Annotated in this window: 38 protein-coding genes; all 38 read right to left on the reverse strand. The window is 46.5% G+C overall.

What is annotated here, in order from left to right:
- Positions 1 to 12: 12 nt before the first annotated feature.
- Positions 13 to 291 carry a hypothetical protein gene (locus tag GPK90_RS10395; RefSeq protein ID WP_215702898.1) on the reverse strand — a complete coding sequence of 93 codons (279 nt, stop codon included), beginning with the start codon at positions 289 to 291 and terminating at the stop codon, positions 13 to 15.
- 81 nt (positions 292 to 372) lie between these two features.
- Positions 373 to 651, reverse strand: coding sequence for a hypothetical protein (locus tag GPK90_RS10400; RefSeq protein WP_215702899.1), 279 nt, complete (start codon positions 649 to 651; stop codon positions 373 to 375).
- 102 nt (positions 652 to 753) lie between these two features.
- Positions 754 to 963 carry a helix-turn-helix domain-containing protein gene (locus GPK90_RS10405; protein WP_012742899.1) on the reverse strand — a complete coding sequence of 70 codons (210 nt, stop codon included), beginning with the start codon at positions 961 to 963 and terminating at the stop codon, positions 754 to 756.
- Entirely contained in the window at positions 964 to 1,770 is an 807-nt protein-coding gene (locus GPK90_RS10410) for an HNH endonuclease signature motif containing protein (protein WP_173850599.1), read from the reverse strand.
- A complete protein-coding gene (locus tag GPK90_RS10415) occupies positions 1,730 to 2,023 on the reverse strand; it encodes a hypothetical protein (RefSeq protein WP_215702900.1) in 294 nt (97 codons plus the stop codon). Before GPK90_RS10415 ends, GPK90_RS10410 begins: the two co-directional genes overlap by 41 nt.
- On the reverse strand, positions 2,020 to 2,532 hold the full coding sequence (locus GPK90_RS10420) for a hypothetical protein (RefSeq protein ID WP_215702901.1): 513 nt from the start codon (positions 2,530 to 2,532) through the stop codon (positions 2,020 to 2,022). The genes GPK90_RS10415 and GPK90_RS10420 overlap by 4 nt, the downstream gene beginning before the upstream one ends.
- The gene (locus tag GPK90_RS10425) at positions 2,525 to 2,875 is read right to left on the reverse strand and encodes a hypothetical protein (protein WP_215702902.1); all 351 of its coding nucleotides are present in this window, start codon (positions 2,873 to 2,875) and stop codon (positions 2,525 to 2,527) included. The genes GPK90_RS10420 and GPK90_RS10425 overlap by 8 nt, the downstream gene beginning before the upstream one ends.
- Positions 2,876 to 2,883: 8 nt before the next feature.
- Positions 2,884 to 3,294 carry a hypothetical protein gene (locus GPK90_RS10430; protein WP_012742904.1) on the reverse strand — a complete coding sequence of 137 codons (411 nt, stop codon included), beginning with the start codon at positions 3,292 to 3,294 and terminating at the stop codon, positions 2,884 to 2,886.
- Positions 3,295 to 3,634: 340 nt separating this feature from the next.
- Positions 3,635 to 4,006 carry a hypothetical protein gene (locus GPK90_RS10435; protein ID WP_215702903.1) on the reverse strand — a complete coding sequence of 124 codons (372 nt, stop codon included), beginning with the start codon at positions 4,004 to 4,006 and terminating at the stop codon, positions 3,635 to 3,637.
- Positions 4,007 to 4,086: 80 nt separating this feature from the next.
- Positions 4,087 to 4,617 carry a hypothetical protein gene (locus GPK90_RS10440; protein ID WP_215702904.1) on the reverse strand — a complete coding sequence of 177 codons (531 nt, stop codon included), beginning with the start codon at positions 4,615 to 4,617 and terminating at the stop codon, positions 4,087 to 4,089.
- Positions 4,614 to 5,105: a hypothetical protein gene (locus GPK90_RS10445; RefSeq protein ID WP_215702905.1), complete on the reverse strand. Its 492-nt coding sequence runs from the start codon at positions 5,103 to 5,105 to the stop codon at positions 4,614 to 4,616. The genes GPK90_RS10440 and GPK90_RS10445 overlap by 4 nt, the downstream gene beginning before the upstream one ends.
- Positions 5,105 to 5,857 (reverse strand): hypothetical protein, encoded by a 753-nt coding sequence (locus GPK90_RS10450; protein WP_215702906.1) that lies wholly within the window; start codon positions 5,855 to 5,857, stop codon positions 5,105 to 5,107. The genes GPK90_RS10445 and GPK90_RS10450 overlap by 1 nt, the downstream gene beginning before the upstream one ends.
- A gap of 4 nt (positions 5,858 to 5,861) precedes the next feature.
- Positions 5,862 to 6,107 (reverse strand): hypothetical protein, encoded by a 246-nt coding sequence (locus tag GPK90_RS10455; protein WP_012742909.1) that lies wholly within the window; start codon positions 6,105 to 6,107, stop codon positions 5,862 to 5,864.
- Positions 6,108 to 6,123: 16 nt separating this feature from the next.
- The gene (locus tag GPK90_RS10460; protein ID WP_012742910.1) at positions 6,124 to 6,510 is read right to left on the reverse strand and encodes a hypothetical protein; all 387 of its coding nucleotides are present in this window, start codon (positions 6,508 to 6,510) and stop codon (positions 6,124 to 6,126) included.
- Positions 6,507 to 6,695, reverse strand: a complete 189-nt coding sequence (locus GPK90_RS10465; RefSeq protein ID WP_012742911.1) for a hypothetical protein — start codon at positions 6,693 to 6,695, stop codon at positions 6,507 to 6,509. Before GPK90_RS10465 ends, GPK90_RS10460 begins: the two co-directional genes overlap by 4 nt.
- A gap of 1 nt (position 6,696) precedes the next feature.
- A complete protein-coding gene (locus GPK90_RS10470; protein WP_117502472.1) occupies positions 6,697 to 7,038 on the reverse strand; it encodes a hypothetical protein in 342 nt (113 codons plus the stop codon).
- Between the two features lie 5 nt (positions 7,039 to 7,043).
- Positions 7,044 to 7,196: a hypothetical protein gene (locus GPK90_RS10475; protein WP_161117577.1), complete on the reverse strand. Its 153-nt coding sequence runs from the start codon at positions 7,194 to 7,196 to the stop codon at positions 7,044 to 7,046.
- Positions 7,197 to 7,274: 78 nt separating this feature from the next.
- On the reverse strand, positions 7,275 to 7,448 hold the full coding sequence (locus GPK90_RS10480) for a hypothetical protein (RefSeq protein WP_012742914.1): 174 nt from the start codon (positions 7,446 to 7,448) through the stop codon (positions 7,275 to 7,277).
- 624 nt (positions 7,449 to 8,072) lie between these two features.
- A complete protein-coding gene (locus tag GPK90_RS10485; RefSeq protein WP_012742915.1) occupies positions 8,073 to 8,246 on the reverse strand; it encodes a hypothetical protein in 174 nt (57 codons plus the stop codon).
- Positions 8,247 to 8,344: 98 nt separating this feature from the next.
- A complete protein-coding gene (locus GPK90_RS10490) occupies positions 8,345 to 9,049 on the reverse strand; it encodes an endolysin-like domain-containing protein (RefSeq protein WP_215702907.1) in 705 nt (234 codons plus the stop codon).
- A 66-nt stretch (positions 9,050 to 9,115) separates the two neighbouring features.
- Complete coding sequence (locus GPK90_RS10495; RefSeq protein WP_012742918.1) at positions 9,116 to 9,337, reverse strand: hypothetical protein; 222 nt, start codon at positions 9,335 to 9,337, stop codon at positions 9,116 to 9,118.
- Positions 9,338 to 9,353: 16 nt separating this feature from the next.
- Complete coding sequence (locus GPK90_RS10500; protein WP_215702908.1) at positions 9,354 to 9,815, reverse strand: OTU domain-containing protein; 462 nt, start codon at positions 9,813 to 9,815, stop codon at positions 9,354 to 9,356.
- Complete coding sequence (locus tag GPK90_RS10505; RefSeq protein ID WP_215702909.1) at positions 9,802 to 10,080, reverse strand: hypothetical protein; 279 nt, start codon at positions 10,078 to 10,080, stop codon at positions 9,802 to 9,804. The genes GPK90_RS10500 and GPK90_RS10505 overlap by 14 nt, the downstream gene beginning before the upstream one ends.
- Complete coding sequence (locus GPK90_RS10510) at positions 10,077 to 10,238, reverse strand: XkdX family protein (protein ID WP_215702910.1); 162 nt, start codon at positions 10,236 to 10,238, stop codon at positions 10,077 to 10,079. The genes GPK90_RS10505 and GPK90_RS10510 overlap by 4 nt, the downstream gene beginning before the upstream one ends.
- A 1-nt stretch (position 10,239) precedes the next feature.
- The gene (locus GPK90_RS10515) at positions 10,240 to 10,605 is read right to left on the reverse strand and encodes a hypothetical protein (RefSeq protein ID WP_215702911.1); all 366 of its coding nucleotides are present in this window, start codon (positions 10,603 to 10,605) and stop codon (positions 10,240 to 10,242) included.
- Positions 10,511 to 11,689: a reverse transcriptase domain-containing protein gene (locus tag GPK90_RS10520; protein WP_215702912.1), complete on the reverse strand. Its 1,179-nt coding sequence runs from the start codon at positions 11,687 to 11,689 to the stop codon at positions 10,511 to 10,513. The genes GPK90_RS10515 and GPK90_RS10520 overlap by 95 nt, the downstream gene beginning before the upstream one ends.
- Positions 11,690 to 12,083: 394 nt before the next feature.
- On the reverse strand, positions 12,084 to 13,679 hold the full coding sequence (locus GPK90_RS10525; RefSeq protein WP_215702913.1) for a hypothetical protein: 1,596 nt from the start codon (positions 13,677 to 13,679) through the stop codon (positions 12,084 to 12,086).
- Positions 13,680 to 13,690: 11 nt separating this feature from the next.
- Entirely contained in the window at positions 13,691 to 13,909 is a 219-nt protein-coding gene (locus tag GPK90_RS10530) for a hypothetical protein (protein ID WP_215702914.1), read from the reverse strand.
- 14 nt (positions 13,910 to 13,923) lie between these two features.
- A complete protein-coding gene (locus tag GPK90_RS10535) occupies positions 13,924 to 14,313 on the reverse strand; it encodes a phage tail-collar fiber domain-containing protein (RefSeq protein ID WP_215702915.1) in 390 nt (129 codons plus the stop codon).
- Positions 14,313 to 15,569 (reverse strand): putative phage tail protein, encoded by a 1,257-nt coding sequence (locus tag GPK90_RS10540; protein ID WP_215702916.1) that lies wholly within the window; start codon positions 15,567 to 15,569, stop codon positions 14,313 to 14,315. Before GPK90_RS10540 ends, GPK90_RS10535 begins: the two co-directional genes overlap by 1 nt.
- Positions 15,570 to 15,581: 12 nt before the next feature.
- Positions 15,582 to 16,700: a baseplate J/gp47 family protein gene (locus GPK90_RS10545; RefSeq protein ID WP_215702917.1), complete on the reverse strand. Its 1,119-nt coding sequence runs from the start codon at positions 16,698 to 16,700 to the stop codon at positions 15,582 to 15,584.
- 14 nt (positions 16,701 to 16,714) lie between these two features.
- Positions 16,715 to 17,152: a DUF2634 domain-containing protein gene (locus tag GPK90_RS10550; protein WP_215702918.1), complete on the reverse strand. Its 438-nt coding sequence runs from the start codon at positions 17,150 to 17,152 to the stop codon at positions 16,715 to 16,717.
- Between the two features lie 14 nt (positions 17,153 to 17,166).
- On the reverse strand, positions 17,167 to 17,523 hold the full coding sequence (locus GPK90_RS10555; protein WP_215702919.1) for a hypothetical protein: 357 nt from the start codon (positions 17,521 to 17,523) through the stop codon (positions 17,167 to 17,169).
- 15 nt (positions 17,524 to 17,538) lie between these two features.
- Positions 17,539 to 18,780 carry an XkdQ/YqbQ family protein gene (locus tag GPK90_RS10560; protein ID WP_215702920.1) on the reverse strand — a complete coding sequence of 414 codons (1,242 nt, stop codon included), beginning with the start codon at positions 18,778 to 18,780 and terminating at the stop codon, positions 17,539 to 17,541.
- A 10-nt stretch (positions 18,781 to 18,790) separates the two neighbouring features.
- Positions 18,791 to 19,474, reverse strand: coding sequence for a LysM peptidoglycan-binding domain-containing protein (locus GPK90_RS10565; protein WP_215702921.1), 684 nt, complete (start codon positions 19,472 to 19,474; stop codon positions 18,791 to 18,793).
- Between the two features lie 3 nt (positions 19,475 to 19,477).
- Positions 19,478 to 24,166: a phage tail tape measure protein gene (locus GPK90_RS10570; RefSeq protein WP_215702922.1), complete on the reverse strand. Its 4,689-nt coding sequence runs from the start codon at positions 24,164 to 24,166 to the stop codon at positions 19,478 to 19,480.
- Positions 24,167 to 24,319: 153 nt separating this feature from the next.
- Positions 24,320 to 24,889, reverse strand: a complete 570-nt coding sequence (locus GPK90_RS10575; protein ID WP_215702923.1) for a phage tail assembly chaperone — start codon at positions 24,887 to 24,889, stop codon at positions 24,320 to 24,322.
- Between the two features lie 77 nt (positions 24,890 to 24,966).
- Positions 24,967 to 25,428 (reverse strand): phage tail tube protein, encoded by a 462-nt coding sequence (locus GPK90_RS10580; RefSeq protein ID WP_173850650.1) that lies wholly within the window; start codon positions 25,426 to 25,428, stop codon positions 24,967 to 24,969.
- Positions 25,429 to 25,440 lie beyond the last annotated feature (12 nt).

Here is a 25,440-nt window from a genome sequence, read left to right on the forward strand (position 1 = left end):
TCTGCTCACCTCCTATGCTGCTTCTAAGATTCTCTCGACATCTTCTCTTCTCTGACGCATCATCGTCATTGCCATTACCTTGTCAATCTGACCGGAAGTGAGGCTTACGATGAAATCTGCCACCTGGTTGCTCAGCTTATACACTTCCTCATACAGTCTGTCTGCCTCAACTTCGTAGCTGTCTGATTTTTCCATATCCAGGTGTTCTTCTTCCATCCAATACTCTGACTGGTTCTCGGCTTCTTCCATTTCAGCCTCTAAAGCTCTTAACTTCTTCAATACTTCCTTCATACAAATACGCTCCTTTCAAATTTGCGAACTGTGTTTCACGTGAAACACTCATTTGCGAGTTGTGCAGGTAAAAAAAATTACCTAGAACATTTTTTTCATTTCCTCAGCCTTCTCTTCGAGGCCGTTGCTTTCAAGAATCCAAAGGTCAAATCGAACTGCCTCGTCGGTGAGTTCGCAACCGCAGTCACTCAGACTGTAAAGCTCGTCGATGATTTCACCCACCATCCAGTTATTTCCTGCAGCTACCATAGCTGTTGCAATGCTCTGAACTTTTGTCTGGCAAAATCTCCATTCATCTGAATACAGGTCGCATTTCTCTCTTTCTTCCAGTGCTTCTCTATAATCTTCTCTGTTATACATAACCACTACCTCCGTGTGTTTTATTTGTTGTTTGATTATGTATATATTATACTTCGCAACTGCGTATTTGTCAATAGGTTTACTTCTAATTTGCGTATTTTATTAAAGTTTTTTTACAACAATCTCGTAACCTAGAGCTGTTACCATCTTTGAGAAGCTATCGTATCTCATGCTCTTAGCGTTTCGGTTGAGAGACTGGCTGATGTTCTGTCTCGTAATCCCCATTCTGTCCGCTAAATCCTGCTGGGTCATTTTCTCTTCGTCCAGGATGCAGCGGATCGTCTCCTCTGCATTCGCCGCTTTAATCTCCATCTATTTTCTCCTTTTCTTCTGTCTGACTGTTACTCTTGCCTTTGCAACCAGCACGCCGGTCTTTGTTCTTTCCGGATCAGCGAACCTTAACCGACTTCTGTTCATTTCCAGGTTTTCTTCATTGTCTATCAGTACCAGGTTCTCTATGTTACAGTTGTCCTTGTTGCCGTCCAGGAACGATACCATCTTGCCTTCGGGAACTGGTCCGTTGTGTTCTTCCCATACTGTCCTATGAACAAACTCAAACCTCTCCCATTGTGGACCGGTTTCTTTAACCTTCCGGATAAGATAGCCGTCTGTCGTATGTGTATACTCGCCTACTTCCATGTGGTTTGCCGGGACATCGCCTTTCTTAAACATCGTCGCCTTGCACTTCTCATATTGCTCTTGGCTCATTGGTTTTCCCTTGTTGGCTGGAACGTGTCCTTTTTCAAACCTGCAGTCAACGCCACTGATGATGTCGTGGTTCTTCTTGTATGCCTTGCACTGCTTCTCGCTGAACTCTATTCCAAAATGTGCTGACACCAGTTCTGCAATCTCCTTCGTCTTTCTCCCTGTCGCAATGCTCCGAATGTAACTTTCCATTCCTTCCGGATATTTTAGTGAGTACCCTTTTGGAACCCCGCCGGTAGTGCCGCTCTTTATGCCATACCGGTTCTTCGCGCCTTTTATCGCCGCATCGGAAAATACCATTTCGTACTTCTTATCGAACCCCTGTTGATTTATCAGCTCTGTAACCTGTTTCGTGGTTCTGCCCGGAACATTCTCACGCAGCCAGGCGATCACTTCTTCGGGCCAGCCTCTCATTTATGGTTCGCCCCCCCGCATGAACTTCGAGCATTTCCGGAACTGCTTTCTGTCTTTCGTACCCATACTCGTCCATGTGCTTCATTGCTTTGTACTGCAACTCTCCATTTTTGATGATCTGCTCGCTGATGTCGCATATAGCGTCGGTTCTCTTTAACTCGCTTTCCAGCTCTTCTCCTGTCAGATCATCGTCTCCCAGCTTTTCCAGCTGAGCGAACAGGTGGTTATTCAAGTCTCCTAATGTATTCTTCATATTGCCATCTCCTTCCTTGCTTCGTCTACCGCCAACTCCATCGTTGTATTGAACGGCGTGTTGCAGTCCTCCATCTTATCGAATAATTCGACTGCCTTCTGCAGGAACTCTTCGCTGTCTACCAGTTCCTCGTACTTTTCTTCGCCCAGGTTTTCGCTTTCATACAGTCCTTGCAGATAATTCTTTACATCCTCAGTTCTGTCGCTTTCACTCATTGCTCTGCTGATCTCGCCCATAAGTGCCTCGTTGATTACTGCAGGCTCTTCCGTGATGTAGAACCTTGCGTTGCCGCTGATACCTCCGCTGATTTCGTACCTAGTGTCTGTATGCTCTTCCATCAGAATGCTACCTTCAATGCTCACATACTCCTTTGCCTGGGTGTCTGCTATCTGATCCAGTCTATCAATCAGCTGTTTCTCGTCACTGGAAATCGCAACCACAGTTACTCCAATATCGTCCGGGCATTCCCAGCATCCAGCTAATACAAATAAATTTACCGTTTTATTCATCCCTTGCCTCCTTCCAGTCGCTTGCAATCTCTACGACCGTTCTCTCCAAAATCTTGAACTTCTCCGGATCGATCCAGCTCGGTATCTCTCCGTTTCTTACTCTTTCCTGGTACCGGTTCAAACACAACTGCTTTACTGGTACCGGTCTGCCTATCTGAACAAACATACCTCTCTGCTTGTCCCAGGCAAATGCTCCGTACTCCACGTTTTCAACTGCAGCTTTCATAGCCTCCACTGCTGCATCCAGTGCATCCAACTCTGCCGGACCAGGTGGCGTCTCTTCAATGTTCCGGATATTATGCAGGTACGTTTCCAGCACCGCCGCATTTTCTCTATATGTCATATCATCACCTACCATTCAATCGGATATCCGGTCAGATTTTCGCACTGCTCCAACTCTTCTGCGAACATTGATTCATATAACTCCTTCAATTCAGACTTGCCCCTAAAATTGGTGTCCTGCAGATTTATCCAAAAACTGAAATCCTGTTCCGGGTTCAGCCTTCCCAAGTTTCTTCTTAGCTCAAAGTCCGCCTCTGTCATCGGCTCTGCTGGCAAGCTGGCTATCTTTTCCTCTCTCGCCTTGGTAAGAATATATCTGCCTTCTTCAAACACCTGCCGGATGATGTTGTTCATTGTCAGTTCTATGCTTTCTTCTCGCATTCTACCTATCACTGCATACATATCGCATTCCGCATCATCTAACAGTCTCAAATCATCTATTCCACAGTCGAACACTGCTCTTACTAATTCTGTATTCATTCTGCATCCTCCTCTTCTCCCGGATGCCAGTGATACTTGCAATCCGGATTTTCGCATCTACCATTCCACATCGTACTACCACATTCCGGGCAAGTGCTTGCCTCGTATGGTCCTCCGCCTAACATCAAAGCACCTCCTCCAACTCAAACCCTTAAATTCTATGTGCCACTTTATCACGTTTCGGACAATCTTTCGGACTATTCATTCCAAAATGCGATTGGCCTACATCTTTTCCACTTATGGTACAGTAAAATGTATATCCACTATGTTTGTGCGACTTATTATGCATACAACTGTCACATCTATCACATCTTGGCATTCCTGTTTTCATCGTTTCCTCCTACAAATACGAACAGCCGTACCTCTTCCGGAAGGTCTCTCTGCCGCCCTTGTGAATAATCTGCTTTACTTCGCCTTCCTTTCGGTCCGCATCGATTATTCGCGCAAATTCGTCTGCCTTCTGCAGGGCGTATTCCTTTTCCCAGGCCAGCTGTCCGATAATCTTTGACATTCTCTCCGCCATCGGGTTTCCGTGTATTCTCATTAGGATTTCACCCATATTGTGACAGTTGTTACATACCGGCACTTTCAATCCGTCCTTCTCGCTCAGCTCTCTACCGGCGGTACCGAACACCAAATGATGCTCAGCTTCCGACGGTCTGCCGCAGATGAAACAGATTTCCGGATAGTCTGTCACTATTCCTTTGCTCACCGCTTACACCTACTTTCTGTTTCCAACTCCAACGATTACCAATAACACAAATGCCACTAATGCTGCCATAGTCTCGCCTCCTAACCGTAAATTATTTCTCCAAACAAAGCGTACTGAATGATTGCATCCGCAACCTCCGCATCTACCATACCGCAGTCAATATGTAATTCATGATCGATCACCTCGTAAATATCACTGCTCTTAGGCTGTTCTGCATACATTCTAATTCCCTGCAGGAGTTTCGCCTTTGTCAATTCATACGTCGCATCTTCCTCGTTATCGTGAATGAGGATTGAACCGCCTTTTGAGATAACATCGCTTGCAAAATCAAACTCTATCCCACACCTTGGTTCTACTTTATCAACCCAGTAAGTAATTCCACCTTCCAGTGCTGACACCATGATGTCGTCTATGTCCTCTTTAGATATAACAACCGTCGCAATAATCTGAACCCTGTCGTACTGCTCCTCTATCTCTTTTTTCTTAAAATGTGCGATCAGTTCTGCCATAACTCTGCCGGCTTTTCTAGCATTCCAGCTCTCGTTTGTTTTTCCTTCGCATAATCCCTTTGCGATTTCCAATGACTCCGTAATTTCTTTTGCGCTTCTCATACCTTCTCTCCGTCCTTTCTCGCTTGTTTTATTGCTTGCGCAACTCTTTCTTCATATCCAAACTTAAAATTCACACCTGCGTCTGTAAACGCTGTTAAAATGCTTTCCTGCACCGCCTTAACTGTCGCCCAGTCCGGTTCGTCGTCCTGCGTTCTGATACCGAACTGAACCATGTAGTCCTCGATCACGTGCCACAACTCATATTCCAGCTCGTCCATACATCCGAGTGCCGATACGTCCACGACCGCCGGCGCTGTTATTTTCTTTCCGTCTGCCAGTTCCAGGTCTACTGTGTCAATCTCTTCTCCGAACTCACCACCTTTCTTGTGGTGTGCCAGGATGTCGCCTGCGAAGTCATAGCCTCTGTCAATCATGGCCTCGCTGTTGTCATCGTACAGTCTGAAACATCCGGCCAGTTCGCCCTTCTCGTGTCTCTGCAGAACTTCTTCCCAGGTCAGCTTTCGCATTCCTAACCAGGTGTAGCCCATTATTCATCGCCTCCTTCATAATCTGCTCCGCAGTACGGACACTTCGTTACTCCGTAGCAGTTAAACATCTTCCCGCATTCTTTGCAGGTGTCCAGCTCCCCATTTCTCTGCCAATCTTCCAGCAAGCTACTTACGTGCTGCCAGTCCAGTGCCTCGAAAACTTCCTCTGCCAAATCGTCCTGCTGGTTACACTCCTGTAGGATGCTGTTTCTCGTGTACACCGTATCGGATAATTCCGGGATATAGCACGGATCATCCGGTCTATGGTAAAACGCATCTTCATCTTTGAAGATATGTCCCTGTCCGTAGAACTCACGGACGATCTTCTCGCCTTCTCCATTTTCATCCGGCGGCGTGTAACTGCCAACCAGCACCGGGATGTTTACTTTCTGCAAGGCCTGCGACAGTTCCGATATCATACCGTCAATGGCTTCTGCATCCTTTACAAGCTCCCTTGTGGAAGGAACTCCACTCGTTCCGCTTCTCTTGGCTTCTATCCACATTTCAATATGCTCGTCGATGTCGAAATCTTCGTAGTAGGATTCCAGGCTGTCCTTGAAACTATCTGCCTGGTTCTCTTCATCGAAATCAATCGTCATGGAGAAATCTTCACCTGCAGGTGACGACTGCCCGATTTCAACATAGGTTCTTCTGTTGTCCGGCTCAATGTAGACTTCCCAGTTCCACCCCATTTCTTCTGCCTTGCCGAGAAGCATTTTCAAGCCTCTCGATATGTCCTTGTATTCTTCCATGTCCTTATTCCTCCGCATCTGCGTAGTATGCATCGAATGCAATACCGGCATTTACCAACTTATCTTCCAGGTAATTGCCATAGCACCAGCCGTCTCCATCTTCCCAAAAACTGTCCCAGGCTTTCTCCAGCACCTCTCTTGCCTTCTCTTCATCATCTTTGCTTACAACAAACACGCAATCCATCCAGTCGTTTAACTGAGACTGCACTCTGATTACGCTTTCCTTTAATACTTCCACGCCAATATTCATTGTGCTTTCTCCTTTCTCAGATGTAATAGCAGCTGAAATTCCAGTGATGTCCGAACTCATAGTACAAGCCGTATCTCTCGAATATCTTGTCAAATTCTCTTCTCACCGAAGGAAGGATGCCGTAATACAGCATCTCGCATACCGGACCTTCAAAGCTCATGCTGAGAATGTGGTCCGGATTCACGTACTCGAAATACGTTCTTGGGTCCTGGTTCTCTTCCTCGATCAGATGCTCTCTGTCGTTGTAGTAATACTTTCCGGTTACCGGATCATGCTGTGTGAACCGCTTTCCGTTGAAATAGATGTCTACATCCTGCCATAACCCATGCTCCAGCAGAAACTCTCTGATTTCCTTTGCCAGGTTCTCAATCTGCTCTGCCGTCAGCTTTGCCGTTGAACTCATGCAACCTCCTCCTTTCTTACTCTCTTCTTAACAAGTCTTGCTGGGTACTGAGGCTGATTCTCTCTGTACTCTTTCAGTCTCGCCCTTGCCTCTTCTCTTGTGAACTCTGTCAATGTGTACTCCCAGCCGTACCCGTAATTCAGCTGCAACTCCCAGGTGTCGATTGTCTTTCTCTCGTATGCCATCCTACGCAACCTCCTCTTTCTTCGGCTTTCTGCCACGTCTCTTCGGCTTTTCGACCGGCTTTTCTTCCTTGACCTCTTCTGTAGGTTTCTCGGCCACCTGCTCCTCAACCTTCTCTTCGGCCGCCGGTTCTTCCTTGACTACCGGCTCTGCAGGAAGCACAACATCCAGCTTGTATCTCTTTGTAATGCTCTGAATCATCGTCGCTACCTCTGTGCTTACTTCCTGGATTTCGTCCTCGGTAAGTCCTTCTGTCAAGCTCTCTGTCTCGGTCCAATATCCTGCATTATCCAGGAAATGATTTAATACCTTCTTTGCTCTATCATGTTTTACGTCCCACTTCATATCGTTTACCTCTCTTCCTTTTCTCCGGCGATCAGTGCCAGTACCACTACTCCATTTATCAAAATTGCTACCAAATTCTTCGCTCTCATACCGTCGTATATGCCGACCATAAAGTTGATGAACAACACCGACTGCAGGAACTGTCTTAATTTCTTCATTGCCAAATCAGCCTCCTTTATGATAGACTTAACAGTTGAGAGGCGGTGTTGCTGCCTCCCGACCGTTAAGGGAACTACTTAATCAATCAAACCTAACCATTTCAGAATTGCCGTAATCACTGACACAATCATGATTACTATGGTGGAGATTATGCTGGCCTGCTTTTCTCTCTTCTGTAATTTAAGGTTTTCGATTTCAAGTAGTTCCTTTTCCTTTGTAGAAAAGTCTTTCTTCCTACCTTTCTTACCCAACTGGTAATTCCTCCTTCCTTCGGATTTAATCAAATTGTTTTGTTTGATTATGGTTATATTGTAACTCGCAGTTGCGTATTTGTCAATAGATATACTTCTATTTTCCGAGTTTTTGTCAAATAGTTTTCGCACTTGCGACAACTTCTGCAATTTCCGGATCATCAACACCAACTTGTGTATTACTCCGCATTTTCATTTGCGAGGGCCGCAAACCTGTATGGTTGCTTGGTGCATTGTAAGATTTCTTACATGATTTCTTCTAGTGTTTCTACAAGGATTCTTTACTAGATATTAGAGATTAGATAATAGATATTAGAGATAGAATAATATATGCTCATTCGCGTACTCTCAAAAGCGTATTTTATCCACAAATGCGTGTGGATAATGTGGATAATTACACCTCTGAAATCATATAGCTCTATGACTTCGTACACGGTTCAATACCGGCTTTTAGTCTTTAGGCATAGGATAGGTACTAAAATCGCCTATCGTGTCTCGGGAACTTTTCGTCAAAATACCCGGTCTTATTTTGGTTATTTTGTATATTGATTTTACCTGCAGTCTTGTTCCGCTTTTCTGCAATAAAAAAGAGCCTACAACCCTGCGGATCATAGGCTCCCTTACTTACTCTGCTGAGTTGATGAAATCCTGGCAGTCCAGTTCCCGGTATGCCTTCTCAAAGGTTTCCTTCGGACTCCATGATACATAACCGTCCGGATATTTCACAGCGTACCCAGGTACTCCGTTCTTCTCCTTTGGCTCAGCTTTTACAATTTTCACGCCGATATAGTTTTTCATAATGCCACCGTTTCCTCCTGTTATTTTACTCTGATGGTGTCTCATGCGATAATAAGGGGCAGCTTTTCGGCCACCCCGATGTGATACCTTTTCAGAACTTACGCTTTGATTAACTTTCCTTTTTTGAGAAGATTAACCATCTTGGTGTTCTGTGCTGCGGTATATGCGTAGTTTGTAATGCCGTTTGCGGCCGCAATCTTGGCACGGTGTGCCTTTGATGTGTCTTTCTCGCCAACAGCAGCAAGCGCCGTAATAATAGACCCCGATTCTCCTTCATACTTAGGATAACAAGTATTTCCATGTCTCGGATTTCCGGAAACAACAACTACCGTATGGCCTTTGGTTTTTGTGACGAGTACATCACCGTTGAACAATTCCGTCTTTGAAGTTACTGCAACTGTTTCCATAAACTGCCCGGTTGCTTTCAATGCCGAAACCTCAGATGCCGTATTGAAATTTCCCGGATCAAAGCCAGCCTGGATGCAGCACGCTCTCACAAGTGAACTGCAGTCTGCCTCTGTCTTTACGGAAATTTTAGAGAGCTTTCCGGCTTTTCTCAGCTGTTCGATCACATTACTTCTATGCCCCTGGCAATATCCGATATTGTCGTTTCTGCATCCCTGCAGCATAGCTTCCGCAATGGCATTTGCTACCGTGACTCTCTTTGGTCTCAGACAGTACCAGCCTTTTGAATGGACGTAGTATGCCTGGGTTGATACCTCGTTTCTAGTCTGATCTCCCGGCTTTCCTCCGGAGACATGACCGTTCTCGTCAATTCTTGCGCTTCCGACTACTAAACTCATAGTTTTTCCTCCTAACAAAAATAGGGCAGTCTTTCGACCGCCCTGTGCTTACAATATGTTCTTAGATTACTCCTCGTCCTCGCTGTTGGAACCGATGTTAGCTGAGTCAGTCAAGCCTTCACCGATGATGTACGCCACTACGGACGCTCCCGCCATAATGAGTGCTGTAACCTGTGTTGCCGTGTTGTCTGTGCCGCCAGTAGCCAGGATCATCATAGATACGAATGACGCTACCGCAGTCCATAACTTTCTGCTTGTAAGTTTTCTAACCCAATCAATTTTCTTCATGTTTCTTTACCTCCTGTTATAAAAATGAATTTTTTTCCATGCACTTCTGATAAACTTTGTCTATCTCGGCAATGGCATTTACTGCTTTGCTGTTCTTATATTCCGGATGCTCTGCGCAATAACGCTCGTAGTCCGAAACATCATCCAAAATCTGATTGAAGAACTCCTCGGAATGTTTGACATCCCTTCTCAACTCATCGGCAAATCGCAGGATTCTTGTGCGGCATTCGTCCGCATCATCTTTATCCATACGCCTTTCGAGCTTGTCGTGCTTTTCTCCCAGGTCTTTTAACTCTTTCTGCACTGATTCCAGCTTATCCATAACGTCCTTATTCATCGACTTTCCGATGGCTCTCATACCGTTTCTGATAATCTTTCCAACTGCAGACCACGGATTTACCTTGATGGGCGTAATCTGCACCAGTGTCAAGAACAGCAGTAGCGCTCCACCACTTGCAAGAATTTCATTCAAAGACATTGGCTCTTTTACCTCCTTCCCAAACGCACCGTAGTTCCCGCGGTACGTCCGTAATATCTGCCGCCTTTTCACCCAAAATGGCCTCTATTACTGCATAAAGAATGGCATCCGCACGTGGGTCCTTATCGAACCGGTACAGATGCCACACCAACTGATTATGCAGGTTCAGCAGACTTTCTTCGTCTGCCTCGGTATTGAGAAAGCCTAACTCTGATGCCGCCCTTTCCAGGCGGTCATAGTCGTAAAATTCTGCATAGCGGATCATGCTTCGTATTTCTCACCTGTGATTTCTTCGTACTCACTCGCTGTGAGCTGGCCCGCTTTTACAAAAACTGAAACATCCTCTTTCGTGTAGTAGCCTTTGTCGTAGTACCTTTTTGCTGTGTTGAATAATCTTGATTTTGTTACTTTCTTTGCTGCCATGTTAATTTACCTCCTGTTCTGTTGTGTTTGTGTCGGCTGCCTCCTGCATCTGATTCAGAAGAATATCCGCAAGCGTCTCGTCCTGTGAACTCTGTGTCTCCATAATCTGCATCTGATTCAGAAGTGTATCGGCTGTCGCCTGTTCCTGCTGTTCAAACTTTTCAAGAATCACTGACATCTCGGCGGATGCCAAAATCTCTAAATACTTCTCGTATTCAGCGAGACTCATTTGGCATTCGTCATACTGGAAGGCGTCGTTATCTTCCGCGTCCTTAACTTCTGTGATGTTCTTTCTGAGGTAGACCGTCGTTTTCCCGACCTCCACCTCCTGCGGCTCGCTGTAGCCTGTTACGGTTTTCCATTTCATTTCGCTCATTCTCCTTTCTGCTATGCTTTGAAACCATACGTTTTAGCTGCTTTACATTGGCTTTTGGTTTGATATATTTCAAATACGAATCATACATATCTGCATGTTCGTACCATCCTAAATGTGATAGAAGCTGCTCTGCGTCGTAAAAAGTAATTCTTTCCTTCTTATCCATTTTTGCTGCTTTTCGGGTAGTCCTTATCATGTGACTCTTTCGCATGATTGTCTTGTCTCGATAGAATAGGTAGCCGCATACGTCGAGCGGTCTGCCATGGATTTCCCCTTTTCGGTCTTTCCATTCAATCGGAAACACTTGATGATTGTGGTTGATTTCCATGTTGTATTCACGCTTCATGTACTCAATCGAATCTCGCTCCACTTTATGTAACTTTTTCTTGTTTGGACCGAAGGCAATAATATCATCCATGTGCCGAATGCTATATTCTACGCCGTCCTGTTGACTTAACCAGTGGTCGAACGGCGTAAAAAGAAAGTGTATATGCCATACGCTAGTAGGCGATCCTGGAGCCAATCCAAACGGACTCGCACGAATCACCTTGTCATTTTCAATATTGAAATCAGCATCCTTCACTTTTTGATGCCAGCGCTCAATCAAAATATCTTGATCCACCGATGGGTAACAATGATGTACGTCCATCTGCAGGCAATACCGCGTCCCCTTCGGATCTTTCCGAAGCCATTTACTAATAGCCTGTGCCGTTTGCAATGGCCCGCGATTTTTCAATGAGCCATGTGCATATTCATAAAGGCTTTTCATCACAATAGGTCTTATCTGAGATATGAGAACGTGTTGTATCATCTGATCGTATTTGAAGTGCGGTTTTGCAATTTCTCTACGCTTCCGCTTTATTCCCTCTCGTATTTCGCACAATTCGTATGTCTTAAATACGGTTGAGTGATTCTTCATTATATCGTGCACCTTCTCTGATTCCTCGTCGATATTCTCAATGACTTCCCGGACACACCGTTTCTTCATCTTGCCATTTTTGGATGCTTCCAGGATGCAGGCTTTGATATTCTGAACCTCGATTGCTGGCCCAAATATGTTGTTATATGTTCTCACAATTTTGTGTAACTTGCTGCTTATCGCCTAAAGAGCTTTCGTTTTCTACTAACCCTTTCCCTTGACACCGCATTTTCGTGCGGCCGGCTTAATTTCCCCTCGATCCCTTATGGGTAGGTGTGTTTCAACGCCCTGTGGGGTAGGATAATCACAGGCATTTGGTTAATGCCCCATGTAAAGATAAGCACGAGCCGGGCCGATGTTCCAATTCGAGTTAGAAAACGGATTGTTGACGTTGAAGGCGGCCCCGACGTGGAGACCGTTGTTGCAATTCGCGCCCCAAATGAGGAAGGCCCAGGAAGCGCCTGTGAAAACCCCTGTTTACAAGCGTACAGCTTTATATCCTTTCTAAAAATTCAGTTATGTGGGGGCGGTCCCCCACTCCCCCCGGCGGCTACGCCGCTATGGGCTGTTTATAAGCAAGAGCCGGGCCGATGTCCCAATACGAGTAAGAAAACGGATCGTTGACGTGGAAGGCGGCCCCGACGTAGAGACCGTTGCCGCAAGACGCGCCCCAAATGAGGAAGTTGAGCTGCGCCGTCGAGAACCAGCAACCATCCGGCTGATATGTGGTTTCTGAACCGCTGACATCAATCGGGAACTCTCCGTACTCCGTCATTTTGGTTTTCTTAATATATCCTCCGTTGGTTCCTGCAATCGTAATTCCGGTGTTCGTATAACCGGTACCGTCGATATTGTATGGCGGATACGGTTTCGTCAAAATCTTTCCGCTAGTTGTATAGACTACGCCGTATGTACGATCCCATCTGTCGCCATAATAGTTTTCCAGCCAAAAGAACTTAACTGCTACATTTCCGGATGTTCCATAGAACATCCCCTTGCTCTTTAATGTGCCGGTTGCTAATAAATTGGATGCCTGCGATCCTCCGGTATAATGACCGTTGCCAAACGTCGCCTGCAGGTCTGTAGATTTTCCAAGCAGGAACAAAAGATGTGTTACCATCTGTTTATCCATCCAGTCGTCAAACTGCCAACCTACACCATTTGCTTCGATTTGTGTCTTTTCTGTGGCGCCTGTCTGCGAGTTCATAGGTGTCTGACCGGCGATTGAACGAACCTTGCTCGATACGCTTGAACCCTCGAACATTGGCAGATAGATATAATCCAACTCGTTACCGTTATACATGTGTGCATAGCATTTATAATCGTTATCAATCTGCTGATCTGATACACGAACATGCTGGATTCCATCTACGCCCTCCCAGCGCTTGAAATACATCTTTGGAAACTCTACCATTGCATTTCCACTGTAGGACGCATTGGCGACGTCGGATGTACCGCCACTCTTTTTCTTGGTCTGATCATCGTGATCCAGCTCATAATCTACCGATCCATCATATTTCAGCATGACCGGTCTAGTACCAGTGATGAAGAACGCATTCGCCCACTGTCCAAGATCATAAGCTCCTGTGGACTGATTTACCGTCATAGGCGACCATCCTGCATTGTCAACATCGGACGGATATGAAACCCTTGTCTTGGGATTGCTATCGTTCTGATCAATGTCAAATCCGTACAGCTGATATTGTTTCGGCGTAGCACTTGCTCTGTTTGCCGGATTCCGGTTGAACACGTTGTAATCTGAATAAGGGAACGCTGTGTAGTAATACGTGGTTCCGTTCGTCAAGCCTGTGTCCTTATATGGGGTTGTCGCATACTTTCCAAAATCCTCTCTCTTAATGTCAAGGACTTCAACTCCGGCTTTTTCCGTATTCGGATAATCGGTGTCCTTTCTCATAATCTTCACGCCTGCAATCGTGCAGAGCGTCTGACCGTCGATCACAGTATCGCTCGGTTCCTTGATAAAGAGCTTTACTTCTCCATTGCCTGCAGTTGCTGAAAAAGAAACCGTATTGCTCGGCGCAATTCCTCCGGAACCGCTGTCTGTAATTTCCTGCGATAAGCTTTCGACAGCCTCTTTTACAGCATCCAATGTAGGCTTATCTGCTACTTTAATTGTCTGTTTCATTCTTAAACCTCCTATTTTTCATCATCAAAGGTCACCATAAGGCACCCGTCGTCGCTTACTCCGAGTTCTATTCCCGATAACGACTCTTCGAGTTGTTCTTTTAAGAAAAGTGTATTTGCCAATAGCTGCTTTGGTGCGGCATTGATATTATCTGCGTGAGCAGGATCGGTCACTTCCGTTACCATGATTGAGTTGGAAAACGTAGGACTTTTTGATGTGTATTGTTTCATTCTCTGCTACCTCCTTAAAATACGTCATTCAGCACAAAGGTCTGCTCGGCATCGTCGTCTTTTCCTTTTCTTGAGAAGGTCTTGATGCAAACTATGTCGCCCTCTGTGTCGTACAGTCCTATTTCGCTGATTTCCACTCCTGCGAGTTCAGTTTCTCCTAAGGTGCATTCGTACCGGCAAGTTGTAGGTTCTGGAAAAGAATATCCATCAATTTCCTTGCGATACACTTCTTTGTTTAATTTCGACTGCATATCGGTCGGAGGAATGACGGTACCATCAGCTGTAACGCCACCAGTTCCGAAAGCCATTCCGACTAATTTCGGAAGCGTGATCGCTCCAGCTCTTGCCTTTACCAGCTTTTCTCTGCCTTTTTTTGTAACGACTACGTTTTTTGCTTCGCTCATTAGATTGTCTCCTTTCTGTAAATTGAATTAAAGTTCCTTGAACCGTCAAGTGCTCTCTTGCCGTCCAGGAACCAGTAATTCCGAGTTTTAATAATAACCTCGCCGCTTATGCTTTCGGGTGCTCGTTTTGTCTCGAACGAATTTAGCACTGTCATTCTTATATTGCCGCGGCTATTCTGTAGCAATATATCTCCATTGAGTTGTTTTTTCCCATTAAGGTATACAGATTGCCAAAAATCACAATCATAAATATGTGTTATCTTTTGAGTTATCTCCTCCTCTGTTTTCTGCGACCAGGCTGTATAAAATTTTGCAACAATCCTTTCGTCTATACAGAATTTTCCGAAAATGTTTTTTATGTTCATTTTTGCGTTATACAGTCTAGTCGCATTTAGCTTTTCCTTTCCGTCTAAATTCCATCTTCCGTCCAAGGTTCTGAGTTTCCAAAAATTCACACCGAATGTACAAATGTGTGAATTACTTATTGTCCCTTCTGTCCTTATCGTTGACGCATAACGGAATGCCAACTTAGCAGCTTCAGTATTTTCCATATTCCCCATATTGTATCTAAACCCAAGTATGAGGTTATAATCCCTGCAAGCATCAAGAAACAGGTTTCCATCCAGGTCCCAACTTCCGTCAAAAGTTCGACATTTCCAAAAAGGTACATTGTAGGAAAAAATAATTTTTTTTAGCAAAAATTTTTCGAGTGCCCTGTGGTCTACTGCATATTCTGATCGATAGTTAATTGAGAATATTGTATGTGACTGTTTTAGCTCGTTCAGCAACGCCTTTGCTCTTTTTGCTGGTAATATTCCTTCGCCCATAAAATATGCCTTAAAGGCATTTGGGTGTGGAGCCACGAAACCGTAATCTCCCGGATCGTTGATGTCTGCAATTCGTACATCAAATCCGGTGGCTGTTTTTAAGTACCCTTCCATCCGATACGGTGTCATTGGCGCCCGATAGTCTCTCTTCCGGTAAATCAGCTGTCGTCTCTCCTCGTATGGAAGATTTTCTCGTACCGGCAGTCCCCACTTAATCTCGTGGTACATCAGTCCCCATGTGGCAGTTTCCGGAAACAGCTGGTTTAGAATATCCTCAGCTATTTCTCTTGCCGTGTCGTACTCCTGGCCCGTGACCTCGTACAGCCACTTTCCAACATAGGAATTATCGTAAAAGCCATCGGACACTGAGGCGATCATTTTCTTCGCACTCTCGCTGACCGGGAAATTCTCTAAATCAAACTTTTTCACATTCCCACCCCCCTAACTAAAATTAAGGGTACCGGTGTCCGGGTACTCCTCGCTTTTCAGAGTGATGTTCTGCATTTTTCCATTCATTGTGAATGTTTCAAAGTCCTTGACTCCTGCGATTGCGGAAATCAGCGGTCTTACATCGTTGTATCTCAGAACCCCTTCGGTTTTCGCCTGCGCATAGACCGCTCTCACAGCTTCTGTGAAGTCTGCCTTGATCTGTTCGATGCCGGTTGTTTCATCGTAGCCGAGGCCTGTAATTACATAATTTACAGCAACCGTTGTGGCTGCCGCACAAGTCAGTTCTGCCGTTCCGGTAGGAAGCAATCTTGCTGACCTATCATTCGGAGAGACGATGTAGTTATACACATCCTGCACCAGCTTCGCATTAGCTGGTTTTCCGTTTCCGTCTACCAGCACCAGTTTCACCGTGCCAGGGCCATTCCAAGTAGGAATAACTATCGCATCTCCTGCTCCTGCCTGCTTCGCCCATCTCTTATAGTCCGTATCATTCCCCAGGTAGGTCATGCTGTTGTTGTACTCTGCGGCGATCCTGTCGTAAAAATCATCGTCTGTCTCTCTCTCAGTACCGCCACGAATAGGCTCCGGATTGTTAATCTCGGTCACATTCTTATCGGGTACCATCATCAACACAACCGTATTCGCCGCTACGTTAGAACTTGTGCCTGCTTCAACCGCTGATACCGGTATAAGCACTGTTCCTTCGCCTCCAACAACCGCATCCTCTGTGGTGGCATACTCAATCGACGGGCCTGTTTCGGTTGCCGCCGTACAGAATACCGTTCCGGATAAAATCTCGGTTCCTTCTGCAGCTGTGATTTTCACATACCCAAAAGCCGGTTCCGCTTCGTGTCTTGTGAGATGTACCTGGCGGCCGTGAAGGTCTAACCATTCATCCCAGGCGTATTCCGGAAACGCAATCATCAATGCCCTTACGATATGGAAATTGATAATTTCGTCTTTTTCCAACGCTGCAGGCATCGTCATATCATACGGAAAACCACCCGGCATATCGTCGATGTCGTCAGGCAGGTTGTTCATCATTCGCTCGTGAATTTCCTCTGCTGAGTTTCCTTCCAGGAACTCCGGTCTGTTAAATTCCGGCTGCATACTCTCCACCTCCTTTACAAGCTAATCTCTATTTCTTCATCCCAGTTGCTGCCCTTTACCTTGAAGGTTACGTGCATCTGATCGCCATCCCAGGTAAATTGAAAATCCCGGACATTCTCTGCCCGGGGATTTACCATAATTGCATCTGTGATTGTTCTTTCTGCCATAGACTCAACAGTTTTTTCATCGTCGTTATCCATGGCACGTTCCATCTCGGTACCGATTGAATCGGGGTACGCCAAACAGCGGTACCGCTCTGTCTGTGCAATCTTAAAACACCAAATGGCGAAGGCTTCTTTGCCATCGCATTCCTTGATTCGGTGCGCCCCATCTCTCACGAAGTCTCCCAGTTCCGGATCCCACTTCATACTCCTTTTGTACTGAGTATCGTACTGGCTGTCCTCCGAGATAAAATCCGGTACCTCAACAACCGGAAATAGTGGCTGTGACATTTGCCTCGCCTCCTTTACGATTTCTCGATCACATCGATTACGACTGCTTCACTCTGAATCCAGGCAACCAGCACTCGATCTCCTGCTTTCACTGCCGGTATCGTTACGCTGTGGCTGTGAAGAGGAACGCCCGACGGCGCTTTGTTGAGCCAGCTCTGTTCCGAGGTTGAAAGCGTCAAGCCTGCAGCCAGCCTGCAGATAGTGTAGTCTCCCTTCGGTATCGGCACCGGGAATGTGTTCGTTTTCAAACTTCCGTTGGTCTGTATTTCTCCAAAGTCCAAAGTCAACGGAGACTCTGTTTTCTGCGAGGTTCGTTTATCTAACACCTGTGCCAGTTTCGCTGTCCCTGGGTGTCCGTCAAATTGGTCCATCTATATCACCTGCCTTTAATCAAAAGTTCCGTCGTCAACCCACCCATACACATTGCTTCCGCTATCCGTGTGAATCAGATGCCAAGGGTGCGCTTTTCCGGAACCATTCTTAATCGTAATCTTTGCTTTTCCTGCCCTGGCTTTGTAACCTTTTGAACCTGGGTAGCTGCTCACATAATGGATTCCACCGTGGAAATTCACTATGTCACCCACATTGTAATCTTTCTTTTTCTCGGAGCTTGCTTTTTCTTTCTTTGGCTCTGCAAGTTCCAAATCCATTGTCATGCTGTAGGTGTCTGCCGTGTGCTGGATGCCTTTCACGTAATAATACGACTGGGCCAGCTCACTCATTACATACACCAGGTCGCCTTTTCGGACAAACGGAACGTCCGGAGACTGTACTTTAATCTCCTTCTTGATTTTTCCCTCGTCGTCTAAGATTTCCTGTGCTGCAGATTTAGCATCCGCAAGGCTTTCATCCTTACCTCTCGTATAAATTCTCTGACGGATACCATACTTTGTCTCGCCGTTTACCGTGGCTTCAACACTGGTTCTTCCATCATCGTCTGCCTTCCCTACAACCTTGACCCTGGTAATCATATCTGCTGTGCTTATGCTCTGACTGAACATCTGTGTGTTATCCGTTCGGAATACATACACCGTCTTATTGCTTCCTCTCGGAATAACGGATGTCTTGCCTTTCCTGGCCTGCACAAAACACTGCTCTTCGCCTTTCTTTGCTGCATCGTCCAGCAAATTGATGATGATGTCTGACAGATACTTATTGTTCTCCACCGTTTTGCCGTGTGAAGCATTCGGACCTTGATATGATTCCTGCGGTATCTCCCAATCATCAAGAATCCCTTCTATCGCCGACTTTGTGCCGGTTCCGGAAGGAAAATATCTGTTATCCTGGCTCTTCTGCAGTTTGTAAAGCTCGTCGTAGCAGGTGCATTTCAGCGTATGTCCTCCGCTCTTTTCAACCGGATTCCACGTTTCCACGTACCCTCGTGCTACTTCCTCGTCCTTGGAAGCACCATCTGTTGCGAATACTCCGACCAGGCATCCCGGCTTGATTATCTTCGACAGATAGCCTTTGGATGTCTTATCATTCTTTGCCACAAATGAGGTTCTGACGGATAACTCGCCGTCGTTCTCTTCCCATCCGAGGTTTTCAATGTATTCCTTGATGTTGTACTGGTTTTTGCTTTCGTCCATAACCACGACCCGGTATTGGATTTTCGCCAAATCAATCATAGCGTGCCTCCTATCCCGGGATTGTCAGAACTTCTCCCGGCCATATCCAATGACCGTGATCCGAACTGCTCTTTCCGTGCTTCTTTGCTGTGGACTCTATCGTATCCTTGTTTGCATCGTAAATTGTCGTCCACTTGGTACCGCTTCCTAGTTTCTTTGAGGCGATGCCCCACAGCGTATCTCCGGAGACTACCGTGTAATTGCCTCCGTTCGATGATGAACTAGCTCTCGGCTTCGTTTTTCTTACAAACGCCGCAATTTTCAGTTCATTTGTACTGTAGATTTTCAGCGGTTTCTTCTGCACAAACGTAATGGAATACTCGACATTGCCATACGCTCCAACCGGTATCGGCTGAAATGAAGAAATCGTAACATCCACGTTTATCCACGTTTCCGTTACGATCAATGTAAGCACTGTCTCATTAAACATATAGTCATTCAGAATTTTCACACACTCATTTGGACTTTTCCAGGCGTTCGTCTTGACGATTGCCTCATTCTTCTTTGACGCTCCGAAAAATACACCATCCCACGAAAACTCTGAAACATCCGTCCCCTTAGGTACCTTTACGGTACCCAGGGAAATGATGTCGAAACTTTGGTACTTGGCTGCATATTTGCCCTGCACCTTTTCGGGTAGAGCCGGGAACGTAAACTTTGAACCCTTTTCCACCGGAATCAGTTTAATATCCATCGCCTACGCTCCTTTCGTGCTTGATACTGGCATATTGGCGAATGCCTCGCTTAACTTGTCGGCTATGTTTCCGCCGAGTTCGTCTGCGATCTCGCCTAAGTGCCTTCTGATTACGGCAACAATATCTTCCTCGCTCTGACCTTCCTTCGCCTCGATTTGGAAATTCGGACTAACTGCAACATTCACACTGATTGGACCGGTCTGTGGCGTTGAGGTCGGAACCTCTGAACTTACCGGAGCAAATGTTTCTGCTGAGTTGTCCTCGTAATTGCCTTCTGTGGTTTCGTTATAGCCATAGGATGCGTTTCTTGTCGCCTCAGTGAATAAATTATGGTCTGATGCCATATCACTCAAATTTGAGCCTTCTATACGACCGCCCTCTGCGTGCTTGGAAACGCCGAGTGCCTCACCTGCCTGCTCATACAATTCAAGCGCTCTTGTCCTTCGGCTTGGATTTGTTGGGATAACAAACTCGTCCCAACCTTCCTCTGCCAACCATGACAGCTGAGGACCGCCACCAACCCGACCGCCCGCAGCGTGTTTCGCTGGTGTGGATGTCGTTGTTGGAATTGTCGGCAGCGTCAGCAGGTTGTACTTCGGTGTTACGTTTACCGTTGGACTGATGCTGAACGGACTTGCCGTTGCTGTATTGAGAGAGGTCTGCAGACTGGTCCTCAGTCCTGCCGAGCCATTGGTAAGACTCGTTGACGCTCCCGTGTTGAGAGACGTTCCGAGGTTCGTTCCAGCTGTCTGCCACTCTGCCTGCAGCGTAGCATAATACTCATTCGAGATAGGACCGTAATTCTCCATGACCGTCGAAAAATCAAAATCGGCCATCTGATCCTGCATATACTGTTGCATAAATGTGCTGAGTGTTTCTTCACTGCCGCTGTTCTCCAGGGCGTTGTGAAGTGCTTCTGAATAGGACGTCTTGACGCTCTCGAAATACTCGCCGTAGTAGTCTGACATCTTCTTTTTCAGATCCTCTGCATTCAAGCCGATTGACTCGCCTTCTGTCGGACCTGTGATGGACTCCATGAGTTCCGTCCAGTCCTCATTAGTCATTGAGTCCCAGTCGATTGCTTCCTTGATTTCTTCCGCAGTCGGTACAGAATCTTTGAAATCCTGCATGATCTTCTCTTTGGTACCATCCGGTACCGCAAGTGCCGTCTGCAAAATCTGAGTCGCAATGTCTGTCTGAACCGCCGTATCGAGATTGAGCTTGTCTAATCCCATCCAGCTTGCCACATCAGCTGCAGTCCAAGTCTGTACGTCCGGGTGCGCCAGCAACGCATTGTTCAAAGCTGTTTCCAGCTTCTCCTTCGTGCTTCCTTCAATCTCCGGCATATAGCCTTGAAGCGAAGAATCCCACGCCTCGGCAATAGTTTCCAGGTTGAATGAAGATACCTTTGCGTTAATCTCATTCAGCTGGGCGTAGTAGCCATCGGTTGCTTCTTTCACGGCCGCATCGTACTCTTCCTGCGTGATAGCTCCGTCTGCCAGCTGCAGGTTCAGATTTGTGAGCGTGAGCGTAAGTGCCTGCTCGTACTGATCCGACGCATTGTTTACCTGCGTCTGTAGTTCTTCCTGCAGTGCATTGAAACTATCCATATCCAGCTCTGCGCCGGAATATTTAATCTTCAACGTGTCAAATTCCGCATCCGTCCTGGCCTGCGAAATCTTTCCTGTGATAGTCGAAATCTGATCCTGCAAGCTCTGAATTTCCGCAGACTCGTCAAGACTGATAACGCTATCCTCTAAGGCAATATCCACTTTTCCGCTGAGTTCTTTTCCCAAATCGTCCAGCTGTTTCTTCATGCTGCCGTAGTAGCTGTCGAGACCGCTGGTATCTGCGTCGGTTCCAGTAAGCAGCTTCAAAGCGACTGTAGCCTCGTAATGATTGTTGTCAATATAGGACTGGCTATCGCTGATGAAGTTTTCGATTGCGCTCTTGTAATCGTCCTTCTGCAGTTCGTCCAGTTTCATTCCTAAGCTGACTTTCCAGTTCTCCTTTTTCAAAGTCGATACTGATGATTGCAGGTTGCTAAGTGCCTGCTGCGTGTCACTGGTTGCAGTTGTGAAGGTGTTCAGTCCATCCGTCATATCGCCGAATGTAATATCACTCGCAATACTCTTGACCTCTTCCAGGGATAACTTAATCTTTCCGAAAGCATTCTTTGCCACGTTTTCGCACTCTTCCTGGAACATAGCTGAAAACTGCTCCGCAGAAACCTCGCTATCATTCATAGCATCCTGCAGAGCCTTATTCTGAAATCGTACATCTTCGATTGACAAACCGGTTGCCTGGAAAATCTTCTGAGCCTTCTCGGCTTCCTTCTGCATTTCTTCGACATTATCCTGGTACTCTTCTTTGACCTTATTACCCTTGATCCATCCTGCGATACCTCCAACACCGGCACCGATTAAAGCACCGACCGCTGTACCAAGACCAGGAATTACAGAACCAAGTGCTGCACCCGCCGCCGCACCAGCTGCTACACCGCCTGCTTTCCAAGCGGCTGAACCACCGTAAGCGGCTTTCTCGTCCTTATTGTCAGACTTGATAGATTTATACAAATCCATTGCGCTACTTACGAGTGTTGCACCACCGGCAATCGCTCCTGCTCCTGCGCCCATTCCGACTGCAGATAAAGCTCCTGCGCTTAGTGATGCGCCCCCGGCCAGGTTTCCTGCCCCGAGGTTGATTGCCAGCATTGCCGACTTTCCGAGAAGTCCGGTACCCATTGCAGATGAACCGAGCATTGCTGCTCCAAGTCCCATCTCTCCTGTTCCCGAACCTAATACTGTCTTTCCTGCTTTCCCCAGGTTGATTGCTCCCTTACCAAGGCCGATAAACGGACTGGCAATCTTGCTGAGCAATACCGCTGAGAATACAGACGACAAATCTGCGGACTTACCGCCCGGAAGTAGTTTGCCCGCATTTGATACTAAATTACCGAGTCCGTCCATCAACTTCGCAGATACGGCATCGAAATCAAATCCTTCTGAGAAGCCTTTGGCGAACGACGCTCCTATACTGGTTCCCTCGTCGAATGTTTCCGAGATGTCAATGCCGAGCATTGTCATAACGCCGATTTTAATTCCGCTACCAATACCTTTTCCGATGTCTCCGGCGAAGTCAGCAAATTTTGCTTTTCCTTTGGTGTCCCACCACTCTTTGAACGGATCAGCAATAAATTCATCCCAGCTCAGTTTTACCTTGCCGAGGAAATCTGCGTTTTTCCATTCTTCTGACTCTGTTAAGTCATGGAATTTTTTCTTCATGCGGTCCACCTTTGTATCTACCCAGTCCATCATTTCATCAAGACCGGATTCAACTGCTGGCATCTGACCGGTAAGCCAGTCTGCCAGGCTTCTCACGTATGGAGATAGCCTCTCGCCAAATGAGATTTTCACTCCGTCTACTGCGCTCTGCAGCAACGTGATAGAACCTTGCAGGTTATCCATCATCGTTTCAGACATATTTGCTGCCGCTCCATCTGCATTGTTGATGGCATCTGCCAACTTGTTATAGTCCTCTTCCGAGGCGTTCAAGATAGCAAGCAAACCTTTCTGCGCCTGTGTTCCTGCGATTGTATTTGCCAGGTTTGACTTCTGCTCAGCCGTCATGCCTGCCGTAGCCGTCCTTAATTCACCCATCACATCAGATAAATCCCTGGCCTGTCCGTTGGAATCAAAAAAGCTGATGCCTAAGTCTTTCATAGCATCAGCCGCTCCATTTGTGTTCGTCGATAATCTCGTGAATATTGAGTTGAGTGCCGTACCGGCCATTGTTCCCTTGATTCCAGTATTTGCCATTAAACCTGTCATAAGGGCAACATCTTCTATGGAGTAACTGAGCGATCCTGCCATAGAGCCTGCATATTTGAAAGTCTCGCCCATTCCGGAGACTGTCGTGTTCGCATTTGATGCAGCCGCCGCCAAAACATCTGAGAAGTGTCCGGCATCACCGGCTTTCATATTGAACGCCGTAAGCGCATCCGTAACAATATCGGATGTCGTTGCCAAATCTTCTCCGGAAGCTGCGGCCAAGCTGAGAATGCCTTCGATACCGTTCAGCATATCGTCGGTTTTCCATCCAGCCATTGCCATGTAGTTAAACGCCTGCGCCGACTCTTCGGCTGTGAATTTCGTGGTTGCTCCCATTTCCTTCGCCTTATTCGTCAGTTTGGCAAGCTCTGTGCTGGTGGCTCCGCTTATAGCCTGGACCTGTGACATTGCGGCCTCGAAGTCCTTGTATGTCTCTATCGTGTCTTTCAGACCGATACTGACTCCAAGGACCGCTCCGACTTGGAAAATCGGATTTTTCAACAGGTTTATGATCCCTCGAACCGGGGAGGTTATGAGGTCAATCGCTCGCATTGTAACGCTCCACGTTTTCCCTGCAAAACTCCTTAACCCGTTACCCAGCGTAGAGAGTACCGGACTGATCCGTTCCTTCGCTTCAAGCAGGACTTCGTACTTTTCTTTCGCCCAGCTTGCCAGGCTCTTTTCGGTTTTCTGAGCTTGTTTGTCAAACTTGGAAACTGTGTCGCTCGCTTTCTTGGCTGAACTATTCGCACTATTGGCCGCTCGTTCCATCTTCTCGAATTTCTTCGTAGCATTGGAGACTCCCGGATCGGTATTATCGACCGTCTCAATAGGAATTTCAATTCTAAGTGTTTCCGCCACTGTCATTACCTCCTTTCTGTGATTCTAGGGTTATCCGCATAGACGCAAGCATGAACGCCTGCACGCCTTTCGGTTTCTCGTAAAATTCATCGGGGGTTATTCCTGTCTTTTGGAATATGTGATGCAGTAAGTACATCTTGCCCCCGGCTTCAATTAGTTTTTTGCTACTTCCTCAATGTTGCTCTCGTAGCCGCTGAGGGTATCGATTGCATCAATAATACGGTCTTTCTCGCCCGCTTTAAGTGTGTACTCGATTACATCCAGGCCGGACATAATCTGAAATCCTTTGCTTTCAAGCGCCTGCCATACCTTCTTGTTGTCCCATAACTTCTCTCTATCCTCTGCGATAGTTGCTTTGTGGATGATTGCTGACTGGTACTTGATACGGTCTGTGTCCTCCGGCATCTTGATACCAAGCTGCTTATTACGAACATACTTTGTAAATTTCTTACGGCACTTGTCGTACTCCTCTGAGCCAAGAGGTCTGATATAGAATGCAAAAGCGAGCTTGCCGTTTCTGAAAATCTCAACTCTCTGTGTTTCCTTTTCGTCGGAAGCGAAATCTGCAGCCGCAATCAGACCTGCAATGAAATCTTCCTCATTTGCTCTGATCACCTGCTTTGTTTCCTCTTCGTTTGTCTCCACTGTACTTACTGTAGGCTGAGTATTCTCCTCAGCTGTTGCCTCGCCTACTGTTACGCCTTTTACAAATTCTTTAGCCATTTGAATATCCTCCAATTCTTTTTGATTAAAAAGGGGAACCGCTCCGGCTCCCCTACTGGTTTCGTATGTGGTACTCTTTATCTGTCTACGCCGAGTAACGACTGTAACTTAGGCGGTCTGTTGACAAAGAAGTTCCAGTTTCTCTTGATAACATCGCCGACAGTGACATTCTGAATGTCCACCTGTCCGGAAGGAATACACTCCTTGTAAACCACGCGTTCCTCGGAACCATTGCGGCCGAGAAGTGAGCCCTGGAAGTTCCAGTGTGGCATATTCTGTGTTTCTAATGATTCCATAAGTGCCTGGATAAACTCGTCGTCCTCCACTACGATCTGAGACATTGTGAGGCTGACAGCAAATGTATTGGCTGTCTCGTGTTCCTGTGCATCTCCAAGTACGCTATACTTTGCATTATTCCAGTTTACGTTGGACGTGAATGTGTCAACCGTAGCAAGTAAAACGCCGTCCTCACTATAAAATGCTCCATCCTTGCCAGTGCGTGCGTGCCTTGAATCGGCTGCTGCTCTTTCATTTCTCATTACTTCTTACCT

Source organism: Clostridium sp. MCC344 (assembly GCF_018785365.1).
Classification (GTDB): domain Bacteria; phylum Bacillota; class Clostridia; order Lachnospirales; family Lachnospiraceae; genus Pilosibacter.